Source organism: Stenotrophomonas sp. YJH_SMC_37, assembly GCF_059370035.1.
Genome location: NZ_JCAFTG010000011.1, coordinates 16,102 through 39,630 on the forward strand (window position 1 = coordinate 16,102; position 23,529 = coordinate 39,630).

At 67.3% G+C, this 23,529-nt stretch carries 22 protein-coding genes; 19 read left to right on the forward strand and 3 right to left on the reverse strand.

Features of this window, described 5'->3' with window-relative positions; translation table 11 throughout:
• Window positions 1-105 precede the first annotated feature (105 nt).
• The gene (locus AC5P8J_RS15540) at window positions 106-2,493 is read right to left on the reverse strand and encodes a TonB-dependent receptor plug domain-containing protein (protein ID WP_111101984.1); all 2,388 of its coding nucleotides are present in this window, start codon (window positions 2,491-2,493) and stop codon (window positions 106-108) included.
• 334 nt (window positions 2,494-2,827) lie between these two features.
• Here AC5P8J_RS15540 and AC5P8J_RS15545 point away from each other — a divergent pair, with 334 nt between their 5' ends.
• Window positions 2,828-4,693, forward strand: coding sequence for an ABC-F family ATP-binding cassette domain-containing protein (locus tag AC5P8J_RS15545; protein WP_019660143.1), 1,866 nt, complete (start codon window positions 2,828-2,830; stop codon window positions 4,691-4,693).
• Window positions 4,694-4,784: 91 nt separating this feature from the next.
• Here the strand turns inward: AC5P8J_RS15545 and ampR are convergent, their stop codons facing one another.
• Complete coding sequence (gene ampR / locus AC5P8J_RS15550) at window positions 4,785-5,648, reverse strand: LysR family transcriptional regulator AmpR (protein ID WP_021204719.1); 864 nt, start codon at window positions 5,646-5,648, stop codon at window positions 4,785-4,787.
• Window positions 5,649-5,822: 174 nt separating this feature from the next.
• Between ampR and blaL2 the strand changes: the two genes are divergently transcribed.
• From blaL2 to AC5P8J_RS15565, 3 genes are all read left to right on the forward strand, one after another.
• Entirely contained in the window at window positions 5,823-6,734 is a 912-nt protein-coding gene (blaL2, locus tag AC5P8J_RS15555) for a L2 family extended-spectrum class A beta-lactamase (protein WP_494540166.1), read from the forward strand.
• An 85-nt stretch (window positions 6,735-6,819) separates the two neighbouring features.
• Window positions 6,820-8,034, forward strand: a complete 1,215-nt coding sequence (locus tag AC5P8J_RS15560) for a cation:proton antiporter (RefSeq protein WP_227854166.1) — start codon at window positions 6,820-6,822, stop codon at window positions 8,032-8,034.
• Window positions 8,035-8,087: 53 nt separating this feature from the next.
• The gene (locus AC5P8J_RS15565; RefSeq protein ID WP_134731900.1) at window positions 8,088-8,732 is read left to right on the forward strand and encodes a hypothetical protein; all 645 of its coding nucleotides are present in this window, start codon (window positions 8,088-8,090) and stop codon (window positions 8,730-8,732) included.
• 76 nt (window positions 8,733-8,808) lie between these two features.
• On the opposite strand, the gene AC5P8J_RS15570 is transcribed toward AC5P8J_RS15565, so the two are convergent.
• Window positions 8,809-9,546, reverse strand: coding sequence for a DUF3011 domain-containing protein (locus tag AC5P8J_RS15570; RefSeq protein WP_111098901.1), 738 nt, complete (start codon window positions 9,544-9,546; stop codon window positions 8,809-8,811).
• Between the two features lie 158 nt (window positions 9,547-9,704).
• Between AC5P8J_RS15570 and aspS the strand changes: the two genes are divergently transcribed.
• The 15 genes from aspS to pal all read left to right on the forward strand — a co-directional run bounded on the left by aspS (window position 9,705) and on the right by pal (window position 23,526).
• On the forward strand, window positions 9,705-11,456 hold the full coding sequence (aspS, locus tag AC5P8J_RS15575; protein ID WP_111098900.1) for an aspartate--tRNA ligase: 1,752 nt from the start codon (window positions 9,705-9,707) through the stop codon (window positions 11,454-11,456).
• Window positions 11,457-11,472: 16 nt separating this feature from the next.
• Window positions 11,473-11,793 carry a hypothetical protein gene (locus AC5P8J_RS15580; RefSeq protein ID WP_019660136.1) on the forward strand — a complete coding sequence of 107 codons (321 nt, stop codon included), beginning with the start codon at window positions 11,473-11,475 and terminating at the stop codon, window positions 11,791-11,793.
• A gap of 31 nt (window positions 11,794-11,824) precedes the next feature.
• Entirely contained in the window at window positions 11,825-12,346 is a 522-nt protein-coding gene (locus tag AC5P8J_RS15585) for a GNAT family N-acetyltransferase (RefSeq protein ID WP_021203144.1), read from the forward strand.
• A gap of 75 nt (window positions 12,347-12,421) precedes the next feature.
• A complete protein-coding gene (locus AC5P8J_RS15590; RefSeq protein WP_019660134.1) occupies window positions 12,422-13,054 on the forward strand; it encodes an esterase/lipase family protein in 633 nt (210 codons plus the stop codon).
• A 268-nt stretch (window positions 13,055-13,322) separates the two neighbouring features.
• Entirely contained in the window at window positions 13,323-14,054 is a 732-nt protein-coding gene (locus tag AC5P8J_RS15595) for a YebC/PmpR family DNA-binding transcriptional regulator (RefSeq protein WP_019660133.1), read from the forward strand.
• A 105-nt stretch (window positions 14,055-14,159) separates the two neighbouring features.
• Entirely contained in the window at window positions 14,160-14,681 is a 522-nt protein-coding gene (gene ruvC, locus AC5P8J_RS15600) for a crossover junction endodeoxyribonuclease RuvC (protein WP_019660132.1), read from the forward strand.
• A gap of 13 nt (window positions 14,682-14,694) precedes the next feature.
• A complete protein-coding gene (ruvA, locus tag AC5P8J_RS15605) occupies window positions 14,695-15,288 on the forward strand; it encodes a Holliday junction branch migration protein RuvA (RefSeq protein ID WP_019660131.1) in 594 nt (197 codons plus the stop codon).
• Between the two features lie 49 nt (window positions 15,289-15,337).
• The gene (locus AC5P8J_RS15610) at window positions 15,338-17,257 is read left to right on the forward strand and encodes a potassium transporter Kup (protein WP_021203145.1); all 1,920 of its coding nucleotides are present in this window, start codon (window positions 15,338-15,340) and stop codon (window positions 17,255-17,257) included.
• A 330-nt stretch (window positions 17,258-17,587) separates the two neighbouring features.
• Window positions 17,588-18,628 carry a Holliday junction branch migration DNA helicase RuvB gene (gene ruvB, locus AC5P8J_RS15615; RefSeq protein WP_019660129.1) on the forward strand — a complete coding sequence of 347 codons (1,041 nt, stop codon included), beginning with the start codon at window positions 17,588-17,590 and terminating at the stop codon, window positions 18,626-18,628.
• Complete coding sequence (ybgC, locus tag AC5P8J_RS15620; protein WP_019660128.1) at window positions 18,618-19,049, forward strand: tol-pal system-associated acyl-CoA thioesterase; 432 nt, start codon at window positions 18,618-18,620, stop codon at window positions 19,047-19,049. Before ruvB ends, ybgC begins: the two co-directional genes overlap by 11 nt.
• Window positions 19,050-19,059: 10 nt before the next feature.
• Window positions 19,060-19,839, forward strand: coding sequence for a protein TolQ (gene tolQ / locus AC5P8J_RS15625; protein WP_005410752.1), 780 nt, complete (start codon window positions 19,060-19,062; stop codon window positions 19,837-19,839).
• A 24-nt stretch (window positions 19,840-19,863) separates the two neighbouring features.
• Window positions 19,864-20,292 (forward strand): protein TolR, encoded by a 429-nt coding sequence (gene tolR, locus AC5P8J_RS15630; RefSeq protein ID WP_006438804.1) that lies wholly within the window; start codon window positions 19,864-19,866, stop codon window positions 20,290-20,292.
• Window positions 20,282-21,337 (forward strand): cell envelope integrity protein TolA, encoded by a 1,056-nt coding sequence (gene tolA / locus AC5P8J_RS15635; protein ID WP_478436010.1) that lies wholly within the window; start codon window positions 20,282-20,284, stop codon window positions 21,335-21,337. The genes tolR and tolA overlap by 11 nt, the downstream gene beginning before the upstream one ends.
• A gap of 286 nt (window positions 21,338-21,623) precedes the next feature.
• On the forward strand, window positions 21,624-22,943 hold the full coding sequence (gene tolB / locus AC5P8J_RS15640) for a Tol-Pal system beta propeller repeat protein TolB (protein WP_087802765.1): 1,320 nt from the start codon (window positions 21,624-21,626) through the stop codon (window positions 22,941-22,943).
• A gap of 64 nt (window positions 22,944-23,007) precedes the next feature.
• Window positions 23,008-23,526 (forward strand): peptidoglycan-associated lipoprotein Pal, encoded by a 519-nt coding sequence (gene pal / locus AC5P8J_RS15645; RefSeq protein WP_005418510.1) that lies wholly within the window; start codon window positions 23,008-23,010, stop codon window positions 23,524-23,526.
• Window positions 23,527-23,529: the final 3 nt, after the last annotated feature.

The following is a 23,529-nucleotide window of genomic DNA, read 5'->3' on the forward strand; positions in this document are numbered from 1 at the left end:
CGCGGCTGATCTTGCCCGCAGCACATAACAAAACACCCGCCGGATCACTCCGGCGGGTGTGAGAGATGTGGCGAGGGTATACCGGCCAGCGGCCGGCACTACCGCTTACCAGGTGTACTTGATCCGCCCGTACACATACGCGCCGTTGAAGCCGAACGGCGAGTAGTTGCTGTAGGGCAGCATGCCGAAGGTGGAGTTCTGCAGGTCTTCGGTGCGGTCCGGGTACTTGTCCAGCAGGTTGTCGGCGCCCACGGTCAGGGTCCAGTTGCTGCTCGGCTTGTAGCTGGCCGAGGCATCCACCACCCAGGCATCGCCGTAGGTCTGGTCGCGCAGCGCGGTGGCCGAGTTGCGCACGGTGAACTTGCCGTAGCGGGTTGCGGCCAGGCCCAGTTCCCAGTGATCCGAACGCCAGGTGCCACTCAGGATCGCCTTGTCGCGCGGGTAGCTGTCCTCGATGCGGCCGATCTCATCTCGGCCGATCAGTGACTGGGTCAGGCCCAGCGTGCCAAACACCGCCGGCGTGCCGCCCACGCGGCGCACTTCGGTGTCGTTGTAGCTGTAGGCGGCGGTCAGCTCCAGGCTGCTGGCGCTGAACGGCACCGTATAGCTGGACACGAAGTCGACGCCGCGGGTGCGCGTATCCAGGCCGTTGGTGAAGTACGAGAACGCGGTCACCTGCGGCAGGCCCAGGGTGCCCAGCAGTGCGCTGGTGGCGGCGTTGGTGGTGATGCTGGACGACAGCGCGATGCGGTCATCAATGTCGATCTGGTACGCGTCGACGGTGATGTACAGGCGGTCGACCGGCTGCAGCACCAGGCCCAGGCTGTAGGAGGTGGAGGTTTCGGCCTTCAACGGCGAGGCGCCCAGCGCCTGCGCGGCCGGGCTGGTGGTCGGGAAGGTGCCACGCTCGACGAACACGCCATTGAGGAACTGGCTGGTCACCGCCTGGTAGCCCTGCTGCGCCAGCGAGGGCGCGCGGAAACCGCTGGAGGCGGTGGCACGCAGCGCGACCTTGTCGGTGAATGCATAGCGCGCCGACAGCTTGCCGGAGAAGCGGTCGCCGAAGTCCGAGTAGTCCTCGTAGCGGCCGGTGATGCCGGCCGAGAACTTCTCGGTCAGGTCCGCTTCCAGGCCGGCATAGACCGCGTAGTTGTGGCGGTCGGCATGCACTTCATTGGTCGGGGTGAAGCCCGCGAAGCCCTGCGCGCCGCTGCCGGTGTACGAGTTCAGCTCGCCCGGGTTCTGGTCCCACTTTTCCTTGCGGTACTCACCACCGAAGGACAGCGTGACCGGGTAGGCCAGGCCCCAGTCCAGTGACTTGGTCAGGTCGGCATTGAAGATGTCCTGTTGGTACTTCAGCGTGCCGTCGTAGAACGAGCGCGGGCTGGTGGCGCCGAGGCTGTAGTTGATGCTGTTGCGGGTGTGGAAGTCGAGGGTGTTCTCGCCGTGGTTCAGGCTCAGGTCCCAGGTCCAGCCGTTGTCGGTGTTGCCCTTGACCCCGGCCACCAGCGAGCGGTCCTTGGAGTACTGGTTGATCTCCGGCACGTAGCCGTCCGGGTAGGTCTGCGCCAGCAGCGCGCTCTGCCCGCTGTGGTTGCGCGAACGGTAGAACGCGAACGAGGTGATGTCGCGGTTGCTGAGCAGCGCGCTGGCGTAGCCGGTCACGTGGTCGCTGAAGTCGAAGCTGGCGTTGGCCGAGGCGGCGGTGGCATCCACGCGCGGGTCGCCGACGATGAAGGTCTTCTGGCCGATGCTGGGGAAGTTGCCGGTGTTCGGCGTGGTGCCGCGGTACGGGCCGGCGCGGTTGCTCTCGTCCTGCTGGCTGATCTGGCCAGCCACGTGCACGCGACCACGGCCGTTGCCGAACTCGACGCCGGTATCGCCGGAGAGCTGGTACTTGTTGCCGTCACCGGCCGAGTACTGGCCGTAGTCCACGGCCAGGCTGCCGCCACGGCCGCTGCCCTTGAGCACGATGTTGATGACGCCTGCAATGGCGTCCGAGCCGTACTGTGCCGACGCACCGTCGCGCAGCACTTCCACGCGCTCGATGGCGGCGATCGGGATCGCATTGATGTCCACCGCCGACGAGCCACGGCCGATGCTGCCGTTGACGTTGATCATCGCCGAGGTGTGGCGGCGCTTGCCGTTGACCAGCACCAGCACCTGGTCCGGCGACAGGCCGCGCAGCTGCGCCGGGCGCACGCCACTGGTGCCGTCGGTCAAGGCCGGGCGCGGGAAGTTCAGCGAGGGCAGGGCGCGCGACAGTGCGGTGGCCAGCTCACTGGTGCCGGTGGACTGCAGCACTTCAGGGGTGATGATGTCGATCGGCGACTGCGATTCGGCGACCGTGCGGTCGGCCACGCGGGTGCCGGTGACGATCACCGTGTCCAGGGTGTTGGCGGCGGTGCCGGCCTGCTGGGCAGCGGCACCGAACGGAGAGCCACCGAGTGCGACAGCGACGGCGGCGGCGATCAGGCTGGTCTTGCGGGTCATCGGGATGGGGCTCCGGTTGGCGGGGGCGGCACCGGAATCGACATCACGGGGGTGAGGCGGACGGCGGTTGTTGCGGTGCGCAATACAGCAATTAACGGGATATTCAGTGCCTGTCAAATGCCGGTCATCGGAAAAAACGTTGCAGCAGCAACCATTTAGCCCGGACAGGCATCGGCGGGAGGAGACCCGGGACGCACGCGGCGGGGACGTGGGAGAGAGGAACGTCGGCCACTGCGCATCCCGGGGCGCGTCAAGTATTCGTTAACGCTAGAATTACGTCGCAGGAACAGTGCTCACCAGCACATTCCATCCGGTTATATGGACCCCTCCCCCGATGATCTCCCTTCGTAATTTCGCCTTGCGCCGCGGCGAGCGGCTGCTGTTGTCCAATGTCGACCTGACCCTGCACGCCGGTTACCGGGTAGGTGTGGTCGGCCGCAACGGTGCTGGCAAGTCCAGCCTGTTCGCGGCGGTGAAGGGCGAGCTGGAGGCCGACAAGGGTGACGTCGACCTGCCCGGCAAGGTCCGTATCGCCAGCGTGGCCCAGGAAACCCCGTCACTGCCGGACCCGGCGCTGAGCTTCGTGCTGGGCGGCGACACCGAGGTGGCCGCGGTGCTGGCCGAAGAGGCCGAGGCGACCGCGCGCGAAGACTGGGAGGCGGTGGCCAACGCACACACCAAGATGGCCGAGATGGGGGCCTACGACGCCGAAGCGCGCGCCGGCAAGCTGCTCCACGGCCTTGGTTTCCCGGCCGAGACCCATCACCGCGCGGTCTCCTCGTTCTCCGGCGGCTGGCGCGTGCGCCTGAACCTGGCCCGCGCGCTGATGATGCCCAGCGACCTGCTGCTGCTGGACGAACCGACCAACCACCTGGATCTGGACGCGGTGTACTGGCTGGAACAGTGGCTGCTGAAGTACCCGGGCACCCTGCTGCTGATCTCGCATGACCGCGAGTTCCTCGACAACGTGGCCACCCACACCCTGCACCTGCACGGTGGCGGCGCCAAACTCTACCCGGGCGGCTACACCGATTTCGAGCGCCAGCGCGCCGAACAGCTGCGCCAGCAGCAGATCGCGCACGAGAAGGAGCAGGCCGAGCGTGCCCACCTGCAGAGTTTCATCGACCGCTTCAAGGCGCAGGCCAGCAAGGCCGCGCAGGCGCAGAGCCGCATGAAGCGCCTGGCCAAGCTGGCCGGCACCGAAGCGGTGCGCGCCGAGCGTGAGTTCCGTATCGAGTTCGCGCCGCCGGCCAAGCTGCCGTTCTCGCTGATCCGCCTGAACCACGTCGAGGCCGGCTACGGCAAGGACGCGGTGATCCTGCACAACGTCGGCTTCGGCCTGGAAGCGGGCCAGCGCATCGGACTGCTCGGCCCCAACGGCGCCGGCAAGACCACCCTGGTGAAGACCCTGGTGGGTGAACTGGCGCCGATCGTCGGCGAGCGCATGGCGCACCCGGACCTGAAGATCGGCTACTTCGCCCAGCACACGGTGGAGTCGCTGCACGAAGGCCAGTCGCCGATGGAGCACTTCCGCGAGATCGCCCCGGACGCACCGAACCAGTCGTTCCGCGACTTCCTCGGCAAGTGGAACTTCCCCGGTGACCGCGCGTTCGAGCCGGTCGACGGCTTCTCCGGTGGCGAGCGCGCACGCCTGGCGCTGGCGCTGATCGCCTGGCAGCAGCCGAACGTGCTGCTGCTGGACGAACCGACCAACCACCTTGATCTGGAAATGCGCGAAGCGCTGGCCGAAGCATTGGCCACCTTCGAAGGCGCGATCGTGATGGTCTCGCACGACCGCCATCTGATCGGCCTGGTCTGCGATACCTACTGGCGCGTGGCCGATGGCGTGGTCGAGCCGTTCGATGGCGACCTGGATGCCTACGCCGCGTGGCTGCGGACCCGCCCTCAGGCGCAGGGCACCAAGGCGCGCATGGAACAGGTGGAAGAGCCGGTGGTGGTCAAGACCGCCCCGGTGGCGCAGGTGGTGCAGAAGAAGCCGGTGAACCCGCACAAGCTGGCCGCGGCCGAGGCCAAGGTGGCCGAGCTGGAGGGTGCACTGGCCGAGCTGGACCGGCAGCTGGCCGACCCGGCCAACTACGCCGATGCCACGCGCATGGCGGTACTTGGCCGTGACCGCGAAACCGCCGCCGCGCAGCTGGAAAAGGCCGAAGCCGCCTGGATGGAACTGCTCGAGTCCTGATGCCATCGGTAGCGCCGGGCCATGCCCGGCGAGCGCAACGGATCGCAAAAGCCGCCGGGCATGGCCCGGCGCTACCCACGTCGCCTGCGTTTCATCCCTGTGCCTGCAGCCACTCGCGGAACCGCTTTGCCGGCTCGCGCTCTGCACGCGAGCGCAGCCGCGTCAGCCAGTAGCGTCCCAGCTCCAGTGTGGTGCCGAACGGCTGCAGCAGGCGGCCTTCGGCCAGCTCCTGCTCGAACATGCGCAGCGGCAGCAGCGCCACGCCGGCGCCGCCGACCGCGGCCATCGCCACTGTCAATGACGAATCAAACACCGGCCCGCGGGCTTCCACGCCACTGACGCCTGCCGCCTGCAACCAGCGCGGCCATTCGTCGCTGCGATAGGAGCGCAGCAGCGGCAGCGTGCCCAGGTCGCGCGGCTGTTTCAGGCGCCGCGCCAGTGCCGGCGCGCACAGCGGCGCGAACGGCGCGTCGAGGATCGCCGTGCAGGCCTGGCCCTGCCAGTCGCCATCACCAAACCGGATGGCCAGGTCCAGGCCTTCGCCGGCCAGGTCGATGCGGTTGTTGTGGGTCTGCAGGCGCAGCTCGATGTCCGGGTGCGCTGCCTCGAACGCGGCCAGCCGTGGCAGCAGCCAGCCGGTGGCGAAGGTGCCGACCACGCCCAGGGTCAGCACTTCACGCGCAGGTCCGCCGGTGTAACGCGCGATGCTGGCCGAGATGCGTTCAAACGATTCGTTGAGCACCGGATACAGCGCCGCGCCTTCTTCGGTGAGCGCCACGCCGCGCGGCAGGCGATGGAACAGGCGGATGCCGAGCCGGTCCTCAAGCCCGCGAATCTGGTGGCTCAGCGCGGCCTGGCTGACACACAGCTCCAGCGCGGCACGGGTGAAGTTCTGGTGGCGGGCGGCGGCCTCGAAGGCGCGCAGCGCGTTCAGGGGCAGGGTAGGGTGCAACATCGCGCAGTCGTGAGCTGGAGTGATGGCTGATCCTAACGCTTCAACCATGGATTTCGGAAAATTAAGGGGTTGAATACGTCAGGCATTAATTCACTTCATGCCTCCTGTTGATTTTTTGCGCTGGTCGCCCCCGATAGCGGCTTCAATAATCGAGCGGTCCCCAGGAGAACCCGTATGCTCGCCCGTCGCCGATTCCTGCAGTTCAGTGGTGCCGCCGTGGCTTCCCCGCTTGCCCTGCCGCTGCTGGCACGTGCTGCGGGCAAGACCACCGCCAACGCACCCACCGATGCCGCCATTACCGCCGCCACTGACTTCGCCGCGCTGGAAAAGGCCTGCGCCGGACGCCTCGGCGTGACCCTGCTGGACACTGCCAGCGGTCGCCGCATCGGTCATCGCCAGGACGAGCGCTTCCCGATGTGCAGCACCTTCAAGAGCATGCTGGCGGCTACCGTGCTCAGCCAGGCCGAGCGCACGCCGGCATTGCTGGACACCCGCGTGCCGGTGCGCGAGGCCGATCTGCTCTCGCACGCACCGGTTACCCGCCGCCATGCAGGCAAGGACATGACGGTGCGCGATCTGTGCCGTGCCACGATCATCACCAGCGACAACACCGCCGCCAACCTACTGTTCGGCGTGGTCGGTGGCCCGCCCGCAGTGACCGCGTTCCTGCGCGCCAGTGGCGATACGGTGAGCCGCAGTGACCGCCTGGAGCCGGAGCTGAACAGCTTTGCCAAGGGCGACCCGCGCGACACCACCACCCCGGCTGCGATGGCGGGTTCGCTGCAGCGTGTGGTGCTGGGGAAAGTGCTGCAGCCGGCATCGCGGCAGCAGCTGGCCGACTGGCTGATCGATAACGAGACCGGTGACGCCTGCCTGCGCGCGGGACTGGGCAAGCGCTGGCGGGTGGGCGACAAGACCGGCAGCAATGGCGAGGACGTGCGCAACGATATTGCCGTGTTGTGGCCGCGGGCAGGCGGCGCATCGTGGGTGCTGACCGCCTATCTGCAGGCCAGTGCGATCAGCAACGAGCAGCGCGCCCAGGTGCTGGCCCAGGTGGGCCGGATCGCCGATCGACTGATTGGGTGAGGTAACCGGGGTCATTCAAACGTGGGTTGCCGGATCGGTTCGGCGCGCGCATCCTGCGCGCGTTCGAACCCCACGGAAGACCCCGATGAGCCATGAGTTGATCTACCTGCTGCTGATCTTCGCGCTGCTGGTGATCCCGCGCGCGCTGCAGCGCTTCAGCCTGCCCGCACCACTGACCTGCCTGCTGTTCGGCATCATCGGCATGCTCTGGCTGGGGGATCAGGCACATGATGCGGTGATCGGACTGCTGGCCACCCTGGGCATTTCCTCGCTGTTCCTGTTCGCCGGCCTGGAAGTGGACCTGCAGGCGCTGCGCCGTGGCATGTGGCCGCTGCTGGCGCACCTGGTGATCCGTACCGGCACGCTGTTCGGCGTGGGCTGGCTGGCTTGGCGCTATGCGGGGCTGCCGTGGCAGGCCGCTGGCCTGTTGGCGTTGGCGCTGCTGACGCCGTCCACGGGCTTCATCATGGATTCGCTGTCGCGGCTGGGCCTGAGCGAGGACGAGCGGTTCTGGGTGACCAGCAAGGCCATCGCCGGCGAACTGCTGGCGCTGGCGGCGTTGTTCATCGTGCTGCAGGCCGGCGATCCGGGGCATATGGCGCTGTCCAGCCTGGCGCTGCTGGCGATGATGGTCGGCCTGCCGTTGCTGTTCATCGCGCTGGGTCGCTGGGTGGCACCGCATGCGCCCGGCTCGGAATTCTCGCTGCTGGTGATGGTCGGCATGGTGGCGGCCTACATCACCTACCTGCTGGGCGTGTACTACCTGGTTGGCGCGTTCATCGCCGGCCTGGTCGCGCGCCTGCTGCACCAGCGCATGCCGCTGCTGGCCTCGCACGAGAACCTGCACGCGCTGCGCCTGTTCGCGTCGTTCTTCGTGCCGTTCTACTTCTTCAACGCCGGCACCAAAGTTCCCAGCGAAGCGCTCAGCTTCGAGGCGCTGGGGCTGGGCATCGTGATCACCCTGGTGGTGCTGCCGCTGCGCATCGGCGTGGTCTGGCTGCAGCGCCGGGTGATGTTCGGCGAGAGCTTCCGCAGCAGCCTGCGGGTCTCGCTGGCGCTGGCACCGACGCTGATCTTCACCCTGGTGCTGGCGGCGATCATGCGCGAGCGCTTCCAGATCCCGGCGGTGCTGTTCGGTGCGCTGTTGCTGTACGCGGCGCTGACTACGCTGCTGCCTTCGCTGGTGTTCCGTACCCCGTTTGACGTTGATCCGGTGGAGCAGGAGCCGGCCGGTCAGGGCGAGGCCGCACCGGTGGCGGCGATCGAAGCACTGCCGACAGCACCGTCTGCCGAGCGCTGAGCGGGACTGGCGCGCGGTTTGCGCCCATCGTCCATGGCCGTTAGGGTTGGGGCATGAGATCGATTGCCGTTGCCACTACCGCCGCCCTCCTGCTCAGCCTCGCTGCGTGCACGCAGCGCTCCGATACGGTCGCCCATGATCTGGCGACCGCACCTGCCGACGCCTTCATGGCCGCCATCGCTGCACATTGCGGCCAGGCCTACGCCGGCAAGGTGGTGGAGGACTCGCCGGCACCGACCGGCAAGGATCCGTTCGCCGGGCAGCGCCTGGTCATGCATGTGCGTGGCTGCGCCGACCCGGCGCATGAGCTGCGCATCCCGTTCCACGTGGGTGATGACCACTCGCGGACCTGGGTGCTGACCCGCACGCCGAACGGGCTGCGGCTGAAGCACGACCACCGCCACGAAGATGGCAGCCCCGACGCGATCACCCTCTACGGTGGCGACAGCACGCCGCCCGGTACCGCCGAGCGCCAGCAGTTCCCGGCCGATGCCGATTCGGTGGCGATGTTCCGCCGCGCCGACATGCTGGCGTCGACCCACAACACCTGGGCGATGGAGATCGATCCGGACCAGACGTTCGTCTACGAACTGACGCGCCCGGACGGCCGCCGCTTCCGCGTGCAGTTCGACCTGAGCAGGCCGGTCGACCTGCCACCGCCACCTTGGGGTGATGAGGCCGCGCAGCCAGCCCGGTAGCGCCGGGCCGTGCCCGGCGGGTTTTCTGCAGTTGACCGCGCCACTGCGCTCGCCGGGCATGGCCCGGCGCTACCCCTCACCGCGTGCCGAAACGCGCCCGGCAGCCGTTGCTCACCCACACCTGGCCACGCGAGTAACCCCAGCTGCGGCCTTCCTGGCAGGCGCTGCCCGACAACTGCTGCTGCAGCACCGGCCGGCCCTGGCGCTCATCCCAGTCGCAGGTCTGCGAGCGGTTGTTGTTGCTGCTGCAGGTGACGGAATAGTTGCTGTTGCCGCCGCCCCAGCCGCCACCGCCCCAGCCGCGCGCCTCGGCGAATTCGGCACGGCAGCCGTTGCTGACCCACACCGCGCCATTGCGCACGCCCCAGGTACGACCTTCGTCGCAAGGGCTGCCGGACAGCTGGCGGACCAGGCGGGCATTGCGCCAGCCGACCGGGCAGCTGCGCTCGCGGTTGTTCTGACTCTCGCAGCGGATGGTCTCGCCGGGCCGGCCGTTGTTGCCGCCCCAGCCGCCCCCGTTGCCGCCGCCCCAGCCGCCACGGGCCTCGACGAACTCCGCGCGGCAGCCGTTGCTGACCCAGATGCTGCCGTTACGGCTGCCCCAGGTGCGGCCTTCGTCGCAGGCGCTGCCGGACAGCTGGCGGACCAGCTGCGCATTGCGCCAGCCGGTGTTGCAGACCCGTTCGCGGTTGTTCTGGCTTTCGCAGCGGACCACGCCGCTCTGCGCATGCGCGGAAGGGGTGGGCAGGGCCAGGGTGCCCAGCGCACCCAGGCTGAGGGTTACGGCCAGGCTGGCCAGGGACAGCGGTTTCATGGCGGCATCCCATACGGTGGTAGGTGCCCGACTATAGGGAGGGAGGCGATCAAGCCGGTGTGACTGGCCGGATTTGCCCCGGCCGGGGCCTCGGCCGCAGAATACGAGGCTTTCCGGCCCCCATCCGGTGCCGGCGTTCTCCAGCGGAGCTTCCCCCCATGCGTACCCACTTCTGCGGCCTGGTCGATGAGACCCTGATTGGCCAGACTGTCACCCTCGCCGGCTGGACCGACGTGGCCCGTAACCAGGGCGGCGTCTGCTTCATCGATCTCCGCGATCATGAAGGCATCGTGCAGGTGACCGTGGAAGTCGACAACGCCGACGTGTTCGCCGTGGCCGCGTCGCTGGGCTATGAGGATGTGCTGCAGGTGGAAGGCGTCGTGCGTGCACGCCACGCGGTGAACGACAAGATGCGCACCGGCAAGGTGGAAGTGATCGCCACCGCCATCACCGTGCTGAACAAGGCCGCGCCGCTGCCGTTCCACGCGCACGAGAACCCGGGCGAGGAAACCCGCCTGAAGTACCGCTACCTGGACCTGCGCCGTCCGGAAATGCAGCGCATGCAGCGCACCCGCATCAAGCTGGTGCAGGCCCTGCGCCGCCACCTGGACGAGAAGGGCTTCCAGGACATCGAGACCCCGATCCTGACCAAGGCCACCCCGGAAGGCGCGCGCGACTTCCTGGTGCCGGCGCGCATGCACCCGGGCGAGTTCTATGCCCTGCCGCAGAGCCCGCAGCTGTTCAAGCAGATCCTGATGGTGGCCGGCTTCGACCGTTACTACCAGATCGCGCGCTGCTTCCGCGATGAAGCACTGCGTGCCGACCGCCAGCTGGAGTTCACCCAGCTGGACATGGAATTCGCCTTCGTGCGCGAGCGCGACGTGCAGGACTTCGTCGAAGACATGATCCGCGCCATCTTCAAGGAAGTGGTCGACGTCCAGCTGGATGCCAGCTTCCCGCGCATGACCTGGGCCGAGGCGATGCGTCGCTACGGTTCGGACAAGCCGGACCTGCGCATCGCGCTGGAGCTGGTCGACGTGGCTGAACTGGTCAAGGACAGCGAGTTCGCAGTGTTCACCGGCCCGGCCAACGATGCCGAAGGCCGCGTCGCCGCGCTGCGGATCCCGGGCGGCGCAGCGCTGAGCCGCAAGCAGATCGACGAGTACGCCGCGCACGCCGCCAAGTACGGCGCCAAGGGCCTGGCCTACATCAAGATCGCCGACAACGGCGAAATCAGCTCGCCGATCCAGAAGTTCTTCAGCGAGGCCTCCTTCGCTGCGCTGGTGGCCCATGTTGGCGCCGGCAACGGCGACATCGTGTTCTTCGGTGCCGGTGGCTACAACAAGGTCTCCGACTTCATGGGCGCGCTGCGCCTGAAGGCCGGCAAGGACTTCGGCCTGGTCGCCGACGGCTGGGCGCCGCTGTGGGTCACCGACTTCCCGATGTTCGAATGGGACGAGGAAGAACAGCGTTACGTCGCCCTGCATCACCCCTTCACCGCACCGGCCGTGGACGACATCGCCGACCTGCGCGCCAACGCCCGTACCGCCGTTTCGCGCGGCTACGACATGGTGCTCAACGGCAATGAGATCGGCGGTGGTTCGATCCGTATCCACCGTCCGGACATGCAGAGCGCGGTGTTCGAGCTGCTCGGCATCGGTGCCGAAGAGGCCCGCGCCAAGTTCGGCTTCCTGCTCGACGCGCTGAACTACGGCGCGCCGCCGCACGGCGGCATCGCCTTCGGCATCGACCGCATCGCCGCGCTGATGGCCGGCACCGAATCGATCCGCGACGTCATCCCGTTCCCGAAGACTACCGGTGCACAGGATCTGATGACCGACGCGCCGTCGCCGATCGTCGACGCGCAGCTGGCCGAAGTGCACATCCAGGTTCGCCCCAAGACCAACTGATCAGGAGATCCAGGCAATGACCGAGTTTGCGTTTTCGCTGGAGTGGGAAAAGCTGGGCAATGAAGGCTCCGAGGCCAACCTGGTCACCGAGCGTGCACGGGTGTTCGGTGGTTGGCTGGTCCGCGTCGGTACCAACCCGGCGGCGATGGCCCTGACCTTCGTCGCCGACGGCGAAGGCCGTTGGGACGGTGAAGACTTCGGCGTCGAGGATTACGAGGACGACGAAGAGGAAGAGTACGACGAGGACGAGGAAGGCGAGGAAGAAGAGGACGAGGACGAAGAGGAGTACGAGGAAGAGGACGGGGAAGAAGAAGCGGAGTCGCCTGAAAAGGCTTGACCCCTGCTTCGCCCTGGCGTCAACTTCCTGCATGTATTCGATCCGCCGCGCCACTGTGGACGACGCGCCGACCCTGTCGGCGCTGGCCGCCCGCACGTTCACTGAAACCTTCGGCCATCTGTACCCGCCGCAGGACCTGCAGGCCTTCCTGGAGGAGGCCTACGCGGTCGAGCGCCAGCGCGTGATCCTGGCCCACCCCGATTACGCGGTGTGGCTGCTGGAACTGGATGGGGAGGCGGTCGGCCATGCCGCCGCCGGCCCCTGCGGCCTGCCGCACCCGGACGTGAAGCCCGGTGACGGCGAACTCAAGCGCCTGTACCTGATCAAGACGCAGCAAAGCTGCGGCTGGGGCAGCCGCCTGCTGGAAACCGCGCTGGCTTGGCTGGAACACGAGGGCCCGCGCACCCTGTGGTTGGGCGTGTGGTCGGAGAACTTCGGCGCACAGCGCTTCTACGCCCGCTACGGTTTCGAGAAGGCCGGCGAATACCTGTTCCCGGTGGGCGACACGAACGATCTCGAATTCATCCTGCGCCGCGCACCGCGCGCGGCCTGATGTTCACTGCCGCTTGCTGCGCGCGCGTGTTCAATCACCGTACGTTCCTGCCCCGCTGACCGCCAGGCTGTTTGCATGACTCCCCCCGTATTGCTGCTGCATGGCATCTGGAATGCCCGCGCCTGGGTCGGGCCGCTGGCCTGGCGCCTGCGCGCGCGCGGCTTCCAGGTGCACGCGTTTGGTTATTCCTCGGTGTTCGGTGGCCCGGACGTGGCCGTACCGCAGCTGCTGGAGCGGCTGGCCGACGCCGGCCCGCTGAGTTTGGTCGGCCACAGCCTGGGCGGGCTGCTGGCGCTGGAAGCGCTGCGGCGCAATCCGCAGCTGCCGGTGCAGCGCGTGGTCTGCCTGGGTTCGCCGCTGCGCGGCAGTGGTACCGCACGCTCGTTGTCCGAGCACGGCTGGGGCCTGGCGCTGGGCCGCAGCAGCGAGCTGCTGCTCGATGGCCTGCCGGACTGGCAGGGCCGGGCGGAGGTTGGCCTGATCGCCGGCTCGGTACCGCATGGGCTGGGCAGCCTGCTGGGTGCCATCGACGATGCCTCCGACGGCACCGTGGCACTGGCCGAGACCCGCCTGCCGGGGCTGGCCGACCATTGCGTGGTGCGCACCAGCCACAGCGGCCTGGTGGTATCGCCCGACGCCGCGCGGCAGACCGCGCATTTCCTGCGTCATGGCCGTTTCGACCACAGCCGCGACGCCGCCGCCGCCTAAGTTGGTGGGAGCGAACGGCCTGCCAGGGTGGGTGCGAACGGCACCAGGGTGGGTGCGAACGGCACCAGGGTGGGTGCGAACCGTTGGTTCGCACGCTCTTCGCCGGGCATGGCCCGGCGCTACCGGGAAAAGCACCACCAGATCGCCAGCGGTAGCGCCGGGCCATGCCCGGCGAGCGCAGCGGCATCCATCGGGCCTAGACACGGTTGCAGCGCCCGATCAGGTAGAATCCGCGCCTTGATCCTGAAGCAGCCAGACGGTAGCACCCATGGGTAGAGGCCCCTCCATCGAAGCCCGCAAGAACGCGTCCGACGCGAAGCGCGGCAAGATTTTCACCAAGATCATCCGCGAGATCGGCGTCGCTGCGCGCGGCGGTGGAGGCGACCCCAACAACAACCCGCGCCTGCGCGTGGCGGTGGACAAGGGCCTGGCCGTGAACATGTCCAAGGACGTGATCGAGCGCGCCATCAAGAAGGCCACCGGTGAACTGGAAGGCGTCGATTACGAGGAAGTCCGCTACGAGGGCTACGCCCCCGGTGGCGTGGCCGTGATCGTCGACTGCCTGACCGACAACCGCGTGCGCACCGTGGCCGATGTCCGCCATGCGTTCAGCAAGTGCGGCGGCAACATGGGCACCGAAGGCTCGGTGGCCTTCATGTTCAAGCGCCTGGGCGTGCTCAGCTTCGCCCCGGGCGCCGACGAGGAGGCCATCACCGAAGCCGCCATCGAGGCCGGCGCCGATGACATCGTGGTCTATCCGGACGACGGCTCGATCGACGTGGTCACCAGCCCTGACGCCTTCAACGCGGTCAAGGACGCGATGACCGCCGCCGGCCATGTCGCCGATCACGCGGAAATCACGTTCCGCGCGGACAACGACATCAAGGTCGAGGGCGAGGTCGCCCTGCAGGTCAAGAAGCTGCTGGACATGCTGGAAGATCTGGACGACGTGCAGGACGTGTACTCCAACGCCGAACTGGGCGCCGACGCCTACGCCTGAGCCGTCCTCGACGGCCTGGGCGCGGGCCGTTGAACGGTCACCGCGGACAGTCATGAGCCCATACGCCTGCCAGCGCACCCCGTTCCACCCTGCCAGGAGCGCAGCATGACCCGCATCCTCGGCATCGACCCCGGTTCACAGCGGACCGGGGTCGGCATCATCGATGTCGACGCCGCCGGGCGCGTCACCTACGTGCACCACCAGCCGCTGGTGCTGCTGGGCGCGGACGATTTCCCGCAGCGCATGAAGCTGCTGGTGCTCGGCCTGGCCGACCTGTGCCGCGAGTTCCAGCCGCAGGAAGTGGCCATCGAACGCGTGTTCATGGCCCGCAACCCCGATTCGGCGCTGAAGCTGGGCCAGGCCCGGGGCGCGGCGATTTCCGCCGTTGTGCTGCGTGACCTGCCGGTGCATGAATATGCCGCCAGCGAGATCAAGCTGGCGGTGGTCGGTCGTGGTGGTGCCGAAAAGCAACAGGTTCAACACATGGTCGGGCTCATGCTCAACCTGAAAACCAAGCTGCAGGCCGACGCGGCCGACGCGTTGGCGGTGGCGATCACCCATGCCCACGTAAGGGCAACGGCCAACCGCCTGGGGCTCAGTGCCCGCCAGGCGTGGGGCCGCAAATGAGGAGCTGCACGCAATGATCGGTCGACTGCGCGGCATCGTCGCCTACAAGGCGCCGCCGTGGCTGGTGGTGGACGTGAACGGAGTGGGCTACGAGCTGGAGGCGCCGATGAGCACCTTCTATGACCTGCCCGAACTCGGCCGCGAGGTCACCCTGTACACCCATTACGCGCAGAAGGAAGACAGCGTCTCGCTGTACGGCTTCCTGCGCGAGGGCGAACGGCGGCTGTTCCGCGACGTGCAGAAGGTCAGTGGCATCGGCGCGAAGATCGCGCTGGCCGTGCTGTCCGGGGTCACCGTCGAGGAATTCGCGCGCATGGTCCAGGCCGGTGACATCACCGCGCTGACCCGCATTCCGGGCATCGGCAAGAAGACCGCCGAGCGCATGGTGCTGGAACTGCGCGACCGCGCCGCCCAGTTCGGTGCCGGCGGCGCGCTGCCCACCGGCAGCGGCCCGGCCGCGGCCGACCCGCTTTCCGATGCCACCGTGGCGCTGCAGCAGCTGGGCTACAAGCCTGCTGAAGCGGCCCGCATGGCCCGCGACGCCTTCACTGAAGGCGATGAAGTGGCCACCGTGATCCGCAAGGCGCTGCAGTCCGCGCTGCGCTGAGTCGGCTTCCTTTCTCTCAACGAACCGCCTGAGCCTCGCCAGGAGTCCCATGTCCAGCAGTCAAACCCCGCACGCAGCTGCCCCCGGCGGCCACGGTCACGCTCCTCCCGCCGGAGGCCTGGCGCTGATCATCGGTGCGATCGGCGTGGTCTTCGGTGATATCGGTACCAGCCCGCTGTACACCCTGAAGGAGGCGTTCTCGCCGCACTACGGGCTCAACAGCGACCACGACACGGTACTGGGCGTGCTCTCGCTGGCGTTCTGGGCACTGAACATCGTGGTCACGCTGAAGTACGTGACCATCATCATGCGCGCCGACAATGACGGCGAGGGCGGCATCATGGCGCTGATGGCGCTGACCCAGCGCACGCTGCGCAACGGGTCGCGCTCGGCCTACGTGGTGGGCATCCTTGGCATCTTCGGCGCCTCGCTGTTCTTCGGCGACGGCGTGATCACCCCGGCGATCTCGGTGCTTGGCGCGGTCGAAGGCCTGGAGGTGGCCGCGCCCGGCCTGCATGCCTTCATCGTGCCGATCACGGTGGTGGTGCTGCTGATGGTGTTCGCGGCGCAGCGCTTCGGCACCGAGAAGATCGGCAAGGCGTTCGGCCCGATCACCTCGGTCTGGTTCATTTCGCTGGCGGCGATCGGCATCTACAACATCGTGGATGCGCCGGAAGTGCTGAAAGCCTTCAACCCGTGGTGGGCGATCCGCTTCTTCATGGAGCACAGCTGGCATGGCATCTTCATTCTCGGTGCGGTGGTACTGGCGGTGACCGGCGGCGAAGCGCTGTACGCCGACATGGGCCACTTCGGTGCCAAGCCGATCCGCCATGCCTGGTACTTCTTCGTGCTGCCGTGCCTGGTGCTGAACTACCTGGGGCAGGGCGCACTGGTGCTCAACCATCCCGAGGCGCTGAAGAACCCGTTCTTTGAGGCAGTGCCGTCGTGGGCGCTGTACCCGATGATCATCCTGGCCACCATGGCGGCGGTGATTGCCTCGCAGTCGGTCATCACCGGTGCGTTCTCGGTCTCGCGTCAGGCGATGCAGCTGGGCTACATCCCGCGCATGCGCATCAAGCACACCTCGCATGACACCATCGGACAGATCTACATCCCGGGCATCAACTGGGGCATCGCGGTGATGGTGATCGGCCTGGTGCTGGCCTTCCGCAGCTCGTCCAACCTGGCCGTGGCCTACGGCATCTCGGTGTCGGCCACCATGCTGATCGATACCCTGCTGCTGGCCCTGGTGGCCCGCTCGTTGTGGCCGAAGGCACGCGCCTGGCTGCTGCCCCTGTGCGTGGTGTTCTTCATCATCGACCTCGGCTTTGTCATCGCCAACGGCGCCAAGCTGCTGCAGGGCGCCTGGTTCCCGGTAGTGCTGGGCATCTTCCTGTTCACCATGATGCGTACCTGGCGCCGGGGCCGCGAGCTGCTGCGCGATGAGATCCGCAAGGACGGCATCCGCCTGGATACCTTCCTGCCGGGCCTGATGCTGGCGCCGCCGGTACGCGTGCCGGGCACCGCCGTGTTCCTCACTGCGGATCCGACCGTGGCCCCGCACGCACTGATGCACAACCTCAAGCACAACAAAGTGCTGCACGAACGCAACGTGTTCCTGCATGTGGAAACCCTGCCGATCCCGTATGCGATGGAAGGGCAGCGGCTGAAGATCGAATCGGTGGGCGACGAGTTCTACCGGGTCTATGTGCGCTTCGGCTTCATGGAGACCCCGGACGTCCCACTGGCGCTGATGCGCTCGTGCGACCACGGCGGCATCTACTTCGACCCGATGGACACCACCTTCTTCGCCAGCCGCGAGACCATCGTGGCCACCGCCAACCGCGGCATGCCGATCTGGCGCGACAAGCTGTTCGCGCTGATGCACCGGAATGCCGCGCCGGCGACCGGCTTCTTCCGGATTCCGGGTAACCGGCTGGTGGAACTCGGCGCGCAGGTGGAGATTTAATCTCCACCGTCGATTCCTCCAGAGATCCGTCCACGCATGGCGTGGATCTACCGTGCGGACCAACGGTCGGCCCCCGCCAAAGCAGAACGCCGTTCCGACAGACCGCAGGAAACTGTCGAAGGCGGGGTGGGTCCGGTTGCGGGTGCGTGAGCGCCATGGATGGCGCGACCGAGCCTACATGGACGTATTTACGGCGTCCCCCGCAACCGGACCCACCCCGCCATTCCCCAGGAAGCCCGCTTCGGCTGTTGCTCTGGATGTTGCCGTTGCCTCTGCGGGTGCCGGGCGCAGCCCGGCCGAATCACCCCGCTTTTGCCGCATAATCAGCACATGACCGACGACCGCATCATCGGCGCCGGCGCCACCCGCGAGGATGACGCCGCCGACGCCAGCATCCGCCCCAAGCGCCTGGCCGACTATCTCGGCCAGGCCCCGGTGCGCGAGCAGATGGAGATCTACATCGAAGCGGCCAAGGGGCGCGGCGACGCGCTCGACCACGTGCTGATCTTCGGGCCGCCCGGCCTGGGAAAGACTACGCTCAGCCACGTCATTGCCAACGAACTGGGCGTGGCCCTGCGCGTGACCTCCGGCCCGGTGATCGAGAAGGCTGGCGACCTGGCTGCGCTGCTGACCAACCTGCAGCCGCACGACGTGCTTTTCATCGACGAGATCCATCGCCTGTCGCCGGTGGTGGAGGAAGTGCTGTACCCGGCGATGGAAGATTTCCAGATCGACATCATGATCGGCGAGGGCCCCGCTGCCCGCTCGATCAAGATCGACCTGCCGCCGTTCACCCTGATCGGTGCCACCACCCGTGCCGGCCTGTTGACCGCACCGCTGCGTGACCGCTTCGGCATCGTCCAGCGGCTGGAGTTCTACAGCGTCGAAGAGCTGACCCGCATTGTGCGCCGTTCGGCGGCGATCCTGGCCATCGACTGCACCGCCGATGGGGCAGGGGAGATCGCGCGCCGCGCGCGTGGCACCCCGCGTATCGCCAACCGCCTGCTGCGCCGCGTGCGCGACTACGCGCAGGTAAAGGCGGGCGGCCACATCGACGAGGCCGTGGCACAGGCTGCGATGCAGATGCTGAAGGTCGACCCGGAGGGCTTTGATGAGCTCGACCGGCGCCTGCTCAGGACCATGGTCGACTACTTCGATGGCGGCCCGGTCGGCATCGAATCGCTGGCCGCGGCCCTGTCCGAGGAGCGTGGCACGCTGGAAGACGTGGTCGAGCCCTACCTGATCCAGCAGGGCTTCCTGGTGCGTACCGCGCGTGGCCGCATGGCCACCCACAAGGCTTACCGGCACATGGGCCTGAAGCCGAAGAACCCGCCGCAGGACCTGTTCGCGGAGGTTCCCGATGTTGGTTGAGCCACTATTCAGTTGGCCGACACGCATTTACTGGGAAGATACCGACGCAGGCGGCGTGGTCTACCACGCCCGCTACGTGGCCTTCATGGAACGGGCCCGGACCGAATGGATGCGTGCGCTCGGCTACGGCCAGGAGCGCATGCGCGCCGAGCATGGGATGGTCTTCGCGGTGCGCTCGATGCAGATGGATTTCATCAGGCCGGCACGGCTGGATGACACCCTGCAGGTGAGCGCCCGTCTGGTCCAGCTGAAGAAGGCCAGCATGGTCTTCGACCAGCAGATCCTGCGCGACGGCGAGTTGCTGCTGTCGGCCCAGGTCCGCATCGCCGCACTGGACGCGGCCAGTTTCCGCCCGCGTGGCATGGACGAGGCCGTCCTTGCCGTGCTGCAACCCCACCTCCACCCCGAATCTGAACACTGAGGAACAACGGATGATCGCAACGCTCCTGGCCCTGCAGGCCACGGTCACCGAGGCACTGCCGGCCGACGTCAGCAACGCCGCGACACAGACCCTTGCCCAGGCCACCACCGGCGGCGGCATCAACTACCTCGAACTGATGGCCAAGGCCAGCCTGCCGGTGAAGATCATCGTGCTGCTCCTGCTGGTCGGCTCGTTCGTCAGCTGGGTGATCATTTTCCGCAAGGCACGCGTGTTCAAGCAGGCCACCCGCGAAGCCGACGAGTTCGAGAACCGCTTCTGGTCCGGCGCCGACCTGGGCAAGCTGTACAGCGCCGCCACCGACCGCAGCCGCAGCGTGACCGGCCTGGAAGCCATCTTCGAAGCCGGCTTCCGCGAGTACACCCGCCTGCGCGACAAGCGCCGCCTGGACGGCCGTGCGCAGCTGGAAGGCGCGCAGCGTGCCATGCGTACCACCTACACCCGCGAAGTGGACCAGCTTGAGCGCAACCTGGAACTGCTGGCCAACATCGGTTCGACTGCCCCGTACGTGGGCCTGGTCGGTACCGTGTTCGGCATCATGGTGACCATGCACGACATGATCAGCAGCGGTGCGCAGGCCGGTATCGCCGCCGTCGCGCCGGGCATCTCCGAAGCGCTGTTCGCCACCGCCATCGGCCTGTTCGTGGCGATCCCGGCGGTGTGGGCCTACAACCGCTTCACCACCCGCGTGGAGCGCATGTCGGTGCGGTTCGAGACCTTCGCCGAAGAGTTCAGCTCCATCCTGCAGCGCCAGAGCGCTGGCGACGAGTAAGCGCCTGACCCGGGAGTCCAAGCCATGTCCGCTGCCATCGGCCGCCGAAAGCGCCGCAAGCTGAAATCGGAAATCAACGTCGTCCCCTACATCGACGTCATGCTGGTGCTGCTGATCATCTTCATGGTCACCGCGCCGCTGCTCACCCTGAGCTTCGACGTCGACCTGCCGCAATCCAACGCCAAGGCGCTGGAAAGCAAGCAGGACCCGGTGATCGTCTCGGTGCGCCAGGACGGCCAGCTCAGCCTGAAGCTGCCCGACGCCAAGGAACCGGCCGCCGTGTCGGCCGAGGAACTGGAAGGCCGCCTGGCTGGCATTGCCGCCCAGGACAAGGGCGTGCGCGTGATCGTCGCCGCCGACCGTGCCGTGGCCTATGAGAAGGTCATCGCCGCGATGGATGTGATCAAGCGCGCCAAGGTAGACAAGGTAGGCCTGGCCACCGATGCACGCTGACGCCCTGCCACCTCCGCAGCAGCGCGAACCCGGCTGGGGCCTGCCCCTGGCACTGGCACTGCTGGTGCACCTGCTGGTCGCGCTGGTCTTCATCGTGGCCTGGTTCTGGTCGCCCGAGCGCAATACCGATGCCGCTGCCGGTGACCCTTCGGTGGAGGCCAGCCTGGCGCTGTCCGCGTCTGAGGCGTCCGCCGCGCGCCAGGCCCTGCGCCAGTCGGAAAAGCTGGAAGACCTGCCGCCGCCGGTGGCCGAGCCGATCCCGGTGCCGGAAGACACCATTCCGCCGCCGCAGCCGATTCCCGAGCCGCGCCCGCAGGACGCGCCCACGCCCCAGCAGCAACAGGCGCAGGAGCGCGTCGCGCAGCCGGACACCAAGGACCAGGAAGCGGTGAGCGCACTGGCCATCTCGCAGGAGAAGGCCAAGCAGGAACAGGAAGCCAAGCGCCGCCAGGAGCAGATCGACCTGACCGAACGCAAGCGCCAGGAAGAAGCGGAGCAGAAGCTGCGCCTGGCCAAGCAGCAGGAAGCGGACGAGAAGAAGAAGCAGGCCGAGCAGGAGCGCGTCGCGGCTGACAAGGCCGAGGCCGAGAAGCAGAAGAAGATCGCCGAGATCCGTGCCCGCCGCGAGCAGGCCGAGAAGGAAGCCAAGCTGGCCGAGCGGAAGCTGCGCGAGGTCGCCGCCGCGCGCAATGCTGCCGGCAGTGCCGCCGCCGGTTCCAGCGGTGCATCCCAGCCAGCCGCCGGTGGTGGCGGTAACAGCGACGATCTATCGGCCAAGTACGCTGCCGCGATCCAGGCCAAGGTGCTGTCGCAGTGGGTGCGTCCGGATACGGTGCCGTTGGGCCAGCGCTGCCAGATCACCATCACCCAGATTCCGGGTGGCACAGTGATGCAGGCCAAGGTCAGCCCGAACTGCCCGTACGACGAGGCCGGCAAGCGTTCGATCGAGGCCGCCGTGCTCAATGCGCAGCCGTTGCCGTACCGCGGCTTCGAGTCGGTGTTCGCGCGCACGCTCAACTTCACTTTTACCGCCCAGGATCGCTGAGGCGGGCAGGGCAGGGGGGGGGGCTCGGGCCACTCCTGCCCATGGATGTCGCGCTTGCCTCTGGTGTGCTCGGTTTCGGCCGGGCAGGCTTTAGGCTTCTGTCGAACACCGCCCCGCTGGGCGGAGTGACCGGGGCAGGCAGGTGCGATGTTAGCCACGACGTTAACGGTGCGTGAGAGGACGGGCTGGAACTGACCCGGAATTCACGTACCCTTGGTTCATGATTGCGAAGCGGTTCACTCCTGCTTTGCTATCCCTCGTTCCGGTTTCCCCTATTGAGCGCTCCATGAAAAAGATGCCTCGCTGGCTTGCCGTGTTTGCGGCCCTGTTGCTGCCCTTTGCTGCCGTCGCGCAGCAGAAGGGGCTGGATATCGACATCATCGGCGGCAATGCCTCCGCGCTGCCGATCACCATCGTGCCGATGCCCTACCAGGGTTCGTCGGCCGCTCCGCAGACCGACGTCGCCGGCGTGGTCCGTGCCGACCTGGAGCGTTCGGGCCAGTTCCGCACGCTGCCGGAAGCGCAGATCGTCGAAAAGCCGGTGCGTGGCGGCGACATCCAGTTCGCCACCTGGCGCGCGCTGAAGCAGAACTACATCGTGGTCGGTCGCGTACTCGACGCCGGTGCCGGTGCCTACCGCGTCGAATACGAACTGTTCGACGTGCCCAAGGGCGAGCGCCTGCTGGGCCTGGCGATGACTGCCCGCGGCAACGCCATGCGCGACGTCGCCCACCAGATGGCCGACGCCATCTACGAGAAGATCACCGGCATCCGCGGCGCCTTCTGGACCCGCATCGCCTACGTGACTGCCAGCGGCAAGGGCGACGCCATGCGCTATGCGCTGATGGTGGCCGACTCCGACGGCTTCAACCCGCAGACCATCGTGCGTTCGGCCGAGCCGCTGCTGTCGCCGTCGTGGAGTCCGGATGGCAGCAAGCTGGCCTACGTCAGCTTCGAGCGTGGCAATTCGGCCATCTACATCCAGAACATCGGTACCGGTGCGCGCGAGCTGGTCACCAGCTTCCGCGGCATCAACAGCGCCCCGGCGTTCTCGCCGGACGGCCGCAAGCTGGCCCTGACCCTGTCGCGCTCAGGTAACCCGGAAATCTACGTGATGGACCTGGGCAGCAAGCAGCTGACCCAGCTGACCAACCACTTCGCCATCGATACCGAGCCGACCTGGGCACCGGACGGCAGCGCGGTGTACTTCACCTCCGATCGCGGCGGCCGTCCGCAGGTCTACAAGGTCGGTGCCGGCGGCGGCAGCGCCGAGCGCGTGACCTTCCAGGGCAACTACAATGCCAAGCCGTCGGTGTCCTACGATGGCAAGAAGATCGCCGTCGCCCAGGGCTCGGGCAACAGCTACAAGATCGCGATGATGGACAGCTCGCTGGGCTCGCCGCGCTGGAGCACGCTGTCCCCGGGTTCGCTGGATGAATCGCCGAGCTTTGCGCCCAACGCAAGCATGGTGCTGTACGCCGCCCGCGAAGGTGGCCGTGGTGTGTTGTATGCCGTGTCGGCCGATGCGCGGGTTCGCCAGCGCCTGGTCCTGGCTGACGGTGATGTGCGCGAACCGGCATGGTCCCCATACCGTACCCAGCGCTAAAAGAGTGTTAATATTTTCGTTGTCTTGAACCCCTCATCGGCTTAGGAGCCACAAAGGTATCGCCATGAACAAGTCCACCCGCGTTCTGCTTGTTTCCCTGCTGTCTGTGGCCGTCCTGGCCGGTTGCTCGAAGAAGGTGAAGGAAGAGCCGGCAGCCCCGGTCGACACCGGCACCTCGACCACCACCCCGACCGGTCCGTCGACCTCCGGCCTGTACGGCCCGGGCGACCTGGACACCGACGCTTGCCTGCGCCAGCGCGTGGTCTACTTCGACCTGGACAAGGAAGACGTGAAGCCGGAATTCCAGGCCATCATGGCGTGCCACGCCAAGTACCTGCGTGACCGTCCGTCCTCGCGCATCACCCTGCAGGGCCACACCGACGAGCGCGGTTCGCGCGCGTACAACCAGGCCCTGGGTGAGCGTCGTGGCAACGGCGTCAGCTCGGCCCTGCAGGCCAACGGTGGTTCGGCTTCGCAGCTGACCGTCGTGTCCTACGGTGAAGAGCGTCCGGTCTGCACCGAGTCGAACGAGTCCTGCTGGTCGCAGAACCGTCGCGTCGAAATCGTCTACACCGCGCAGTAATCC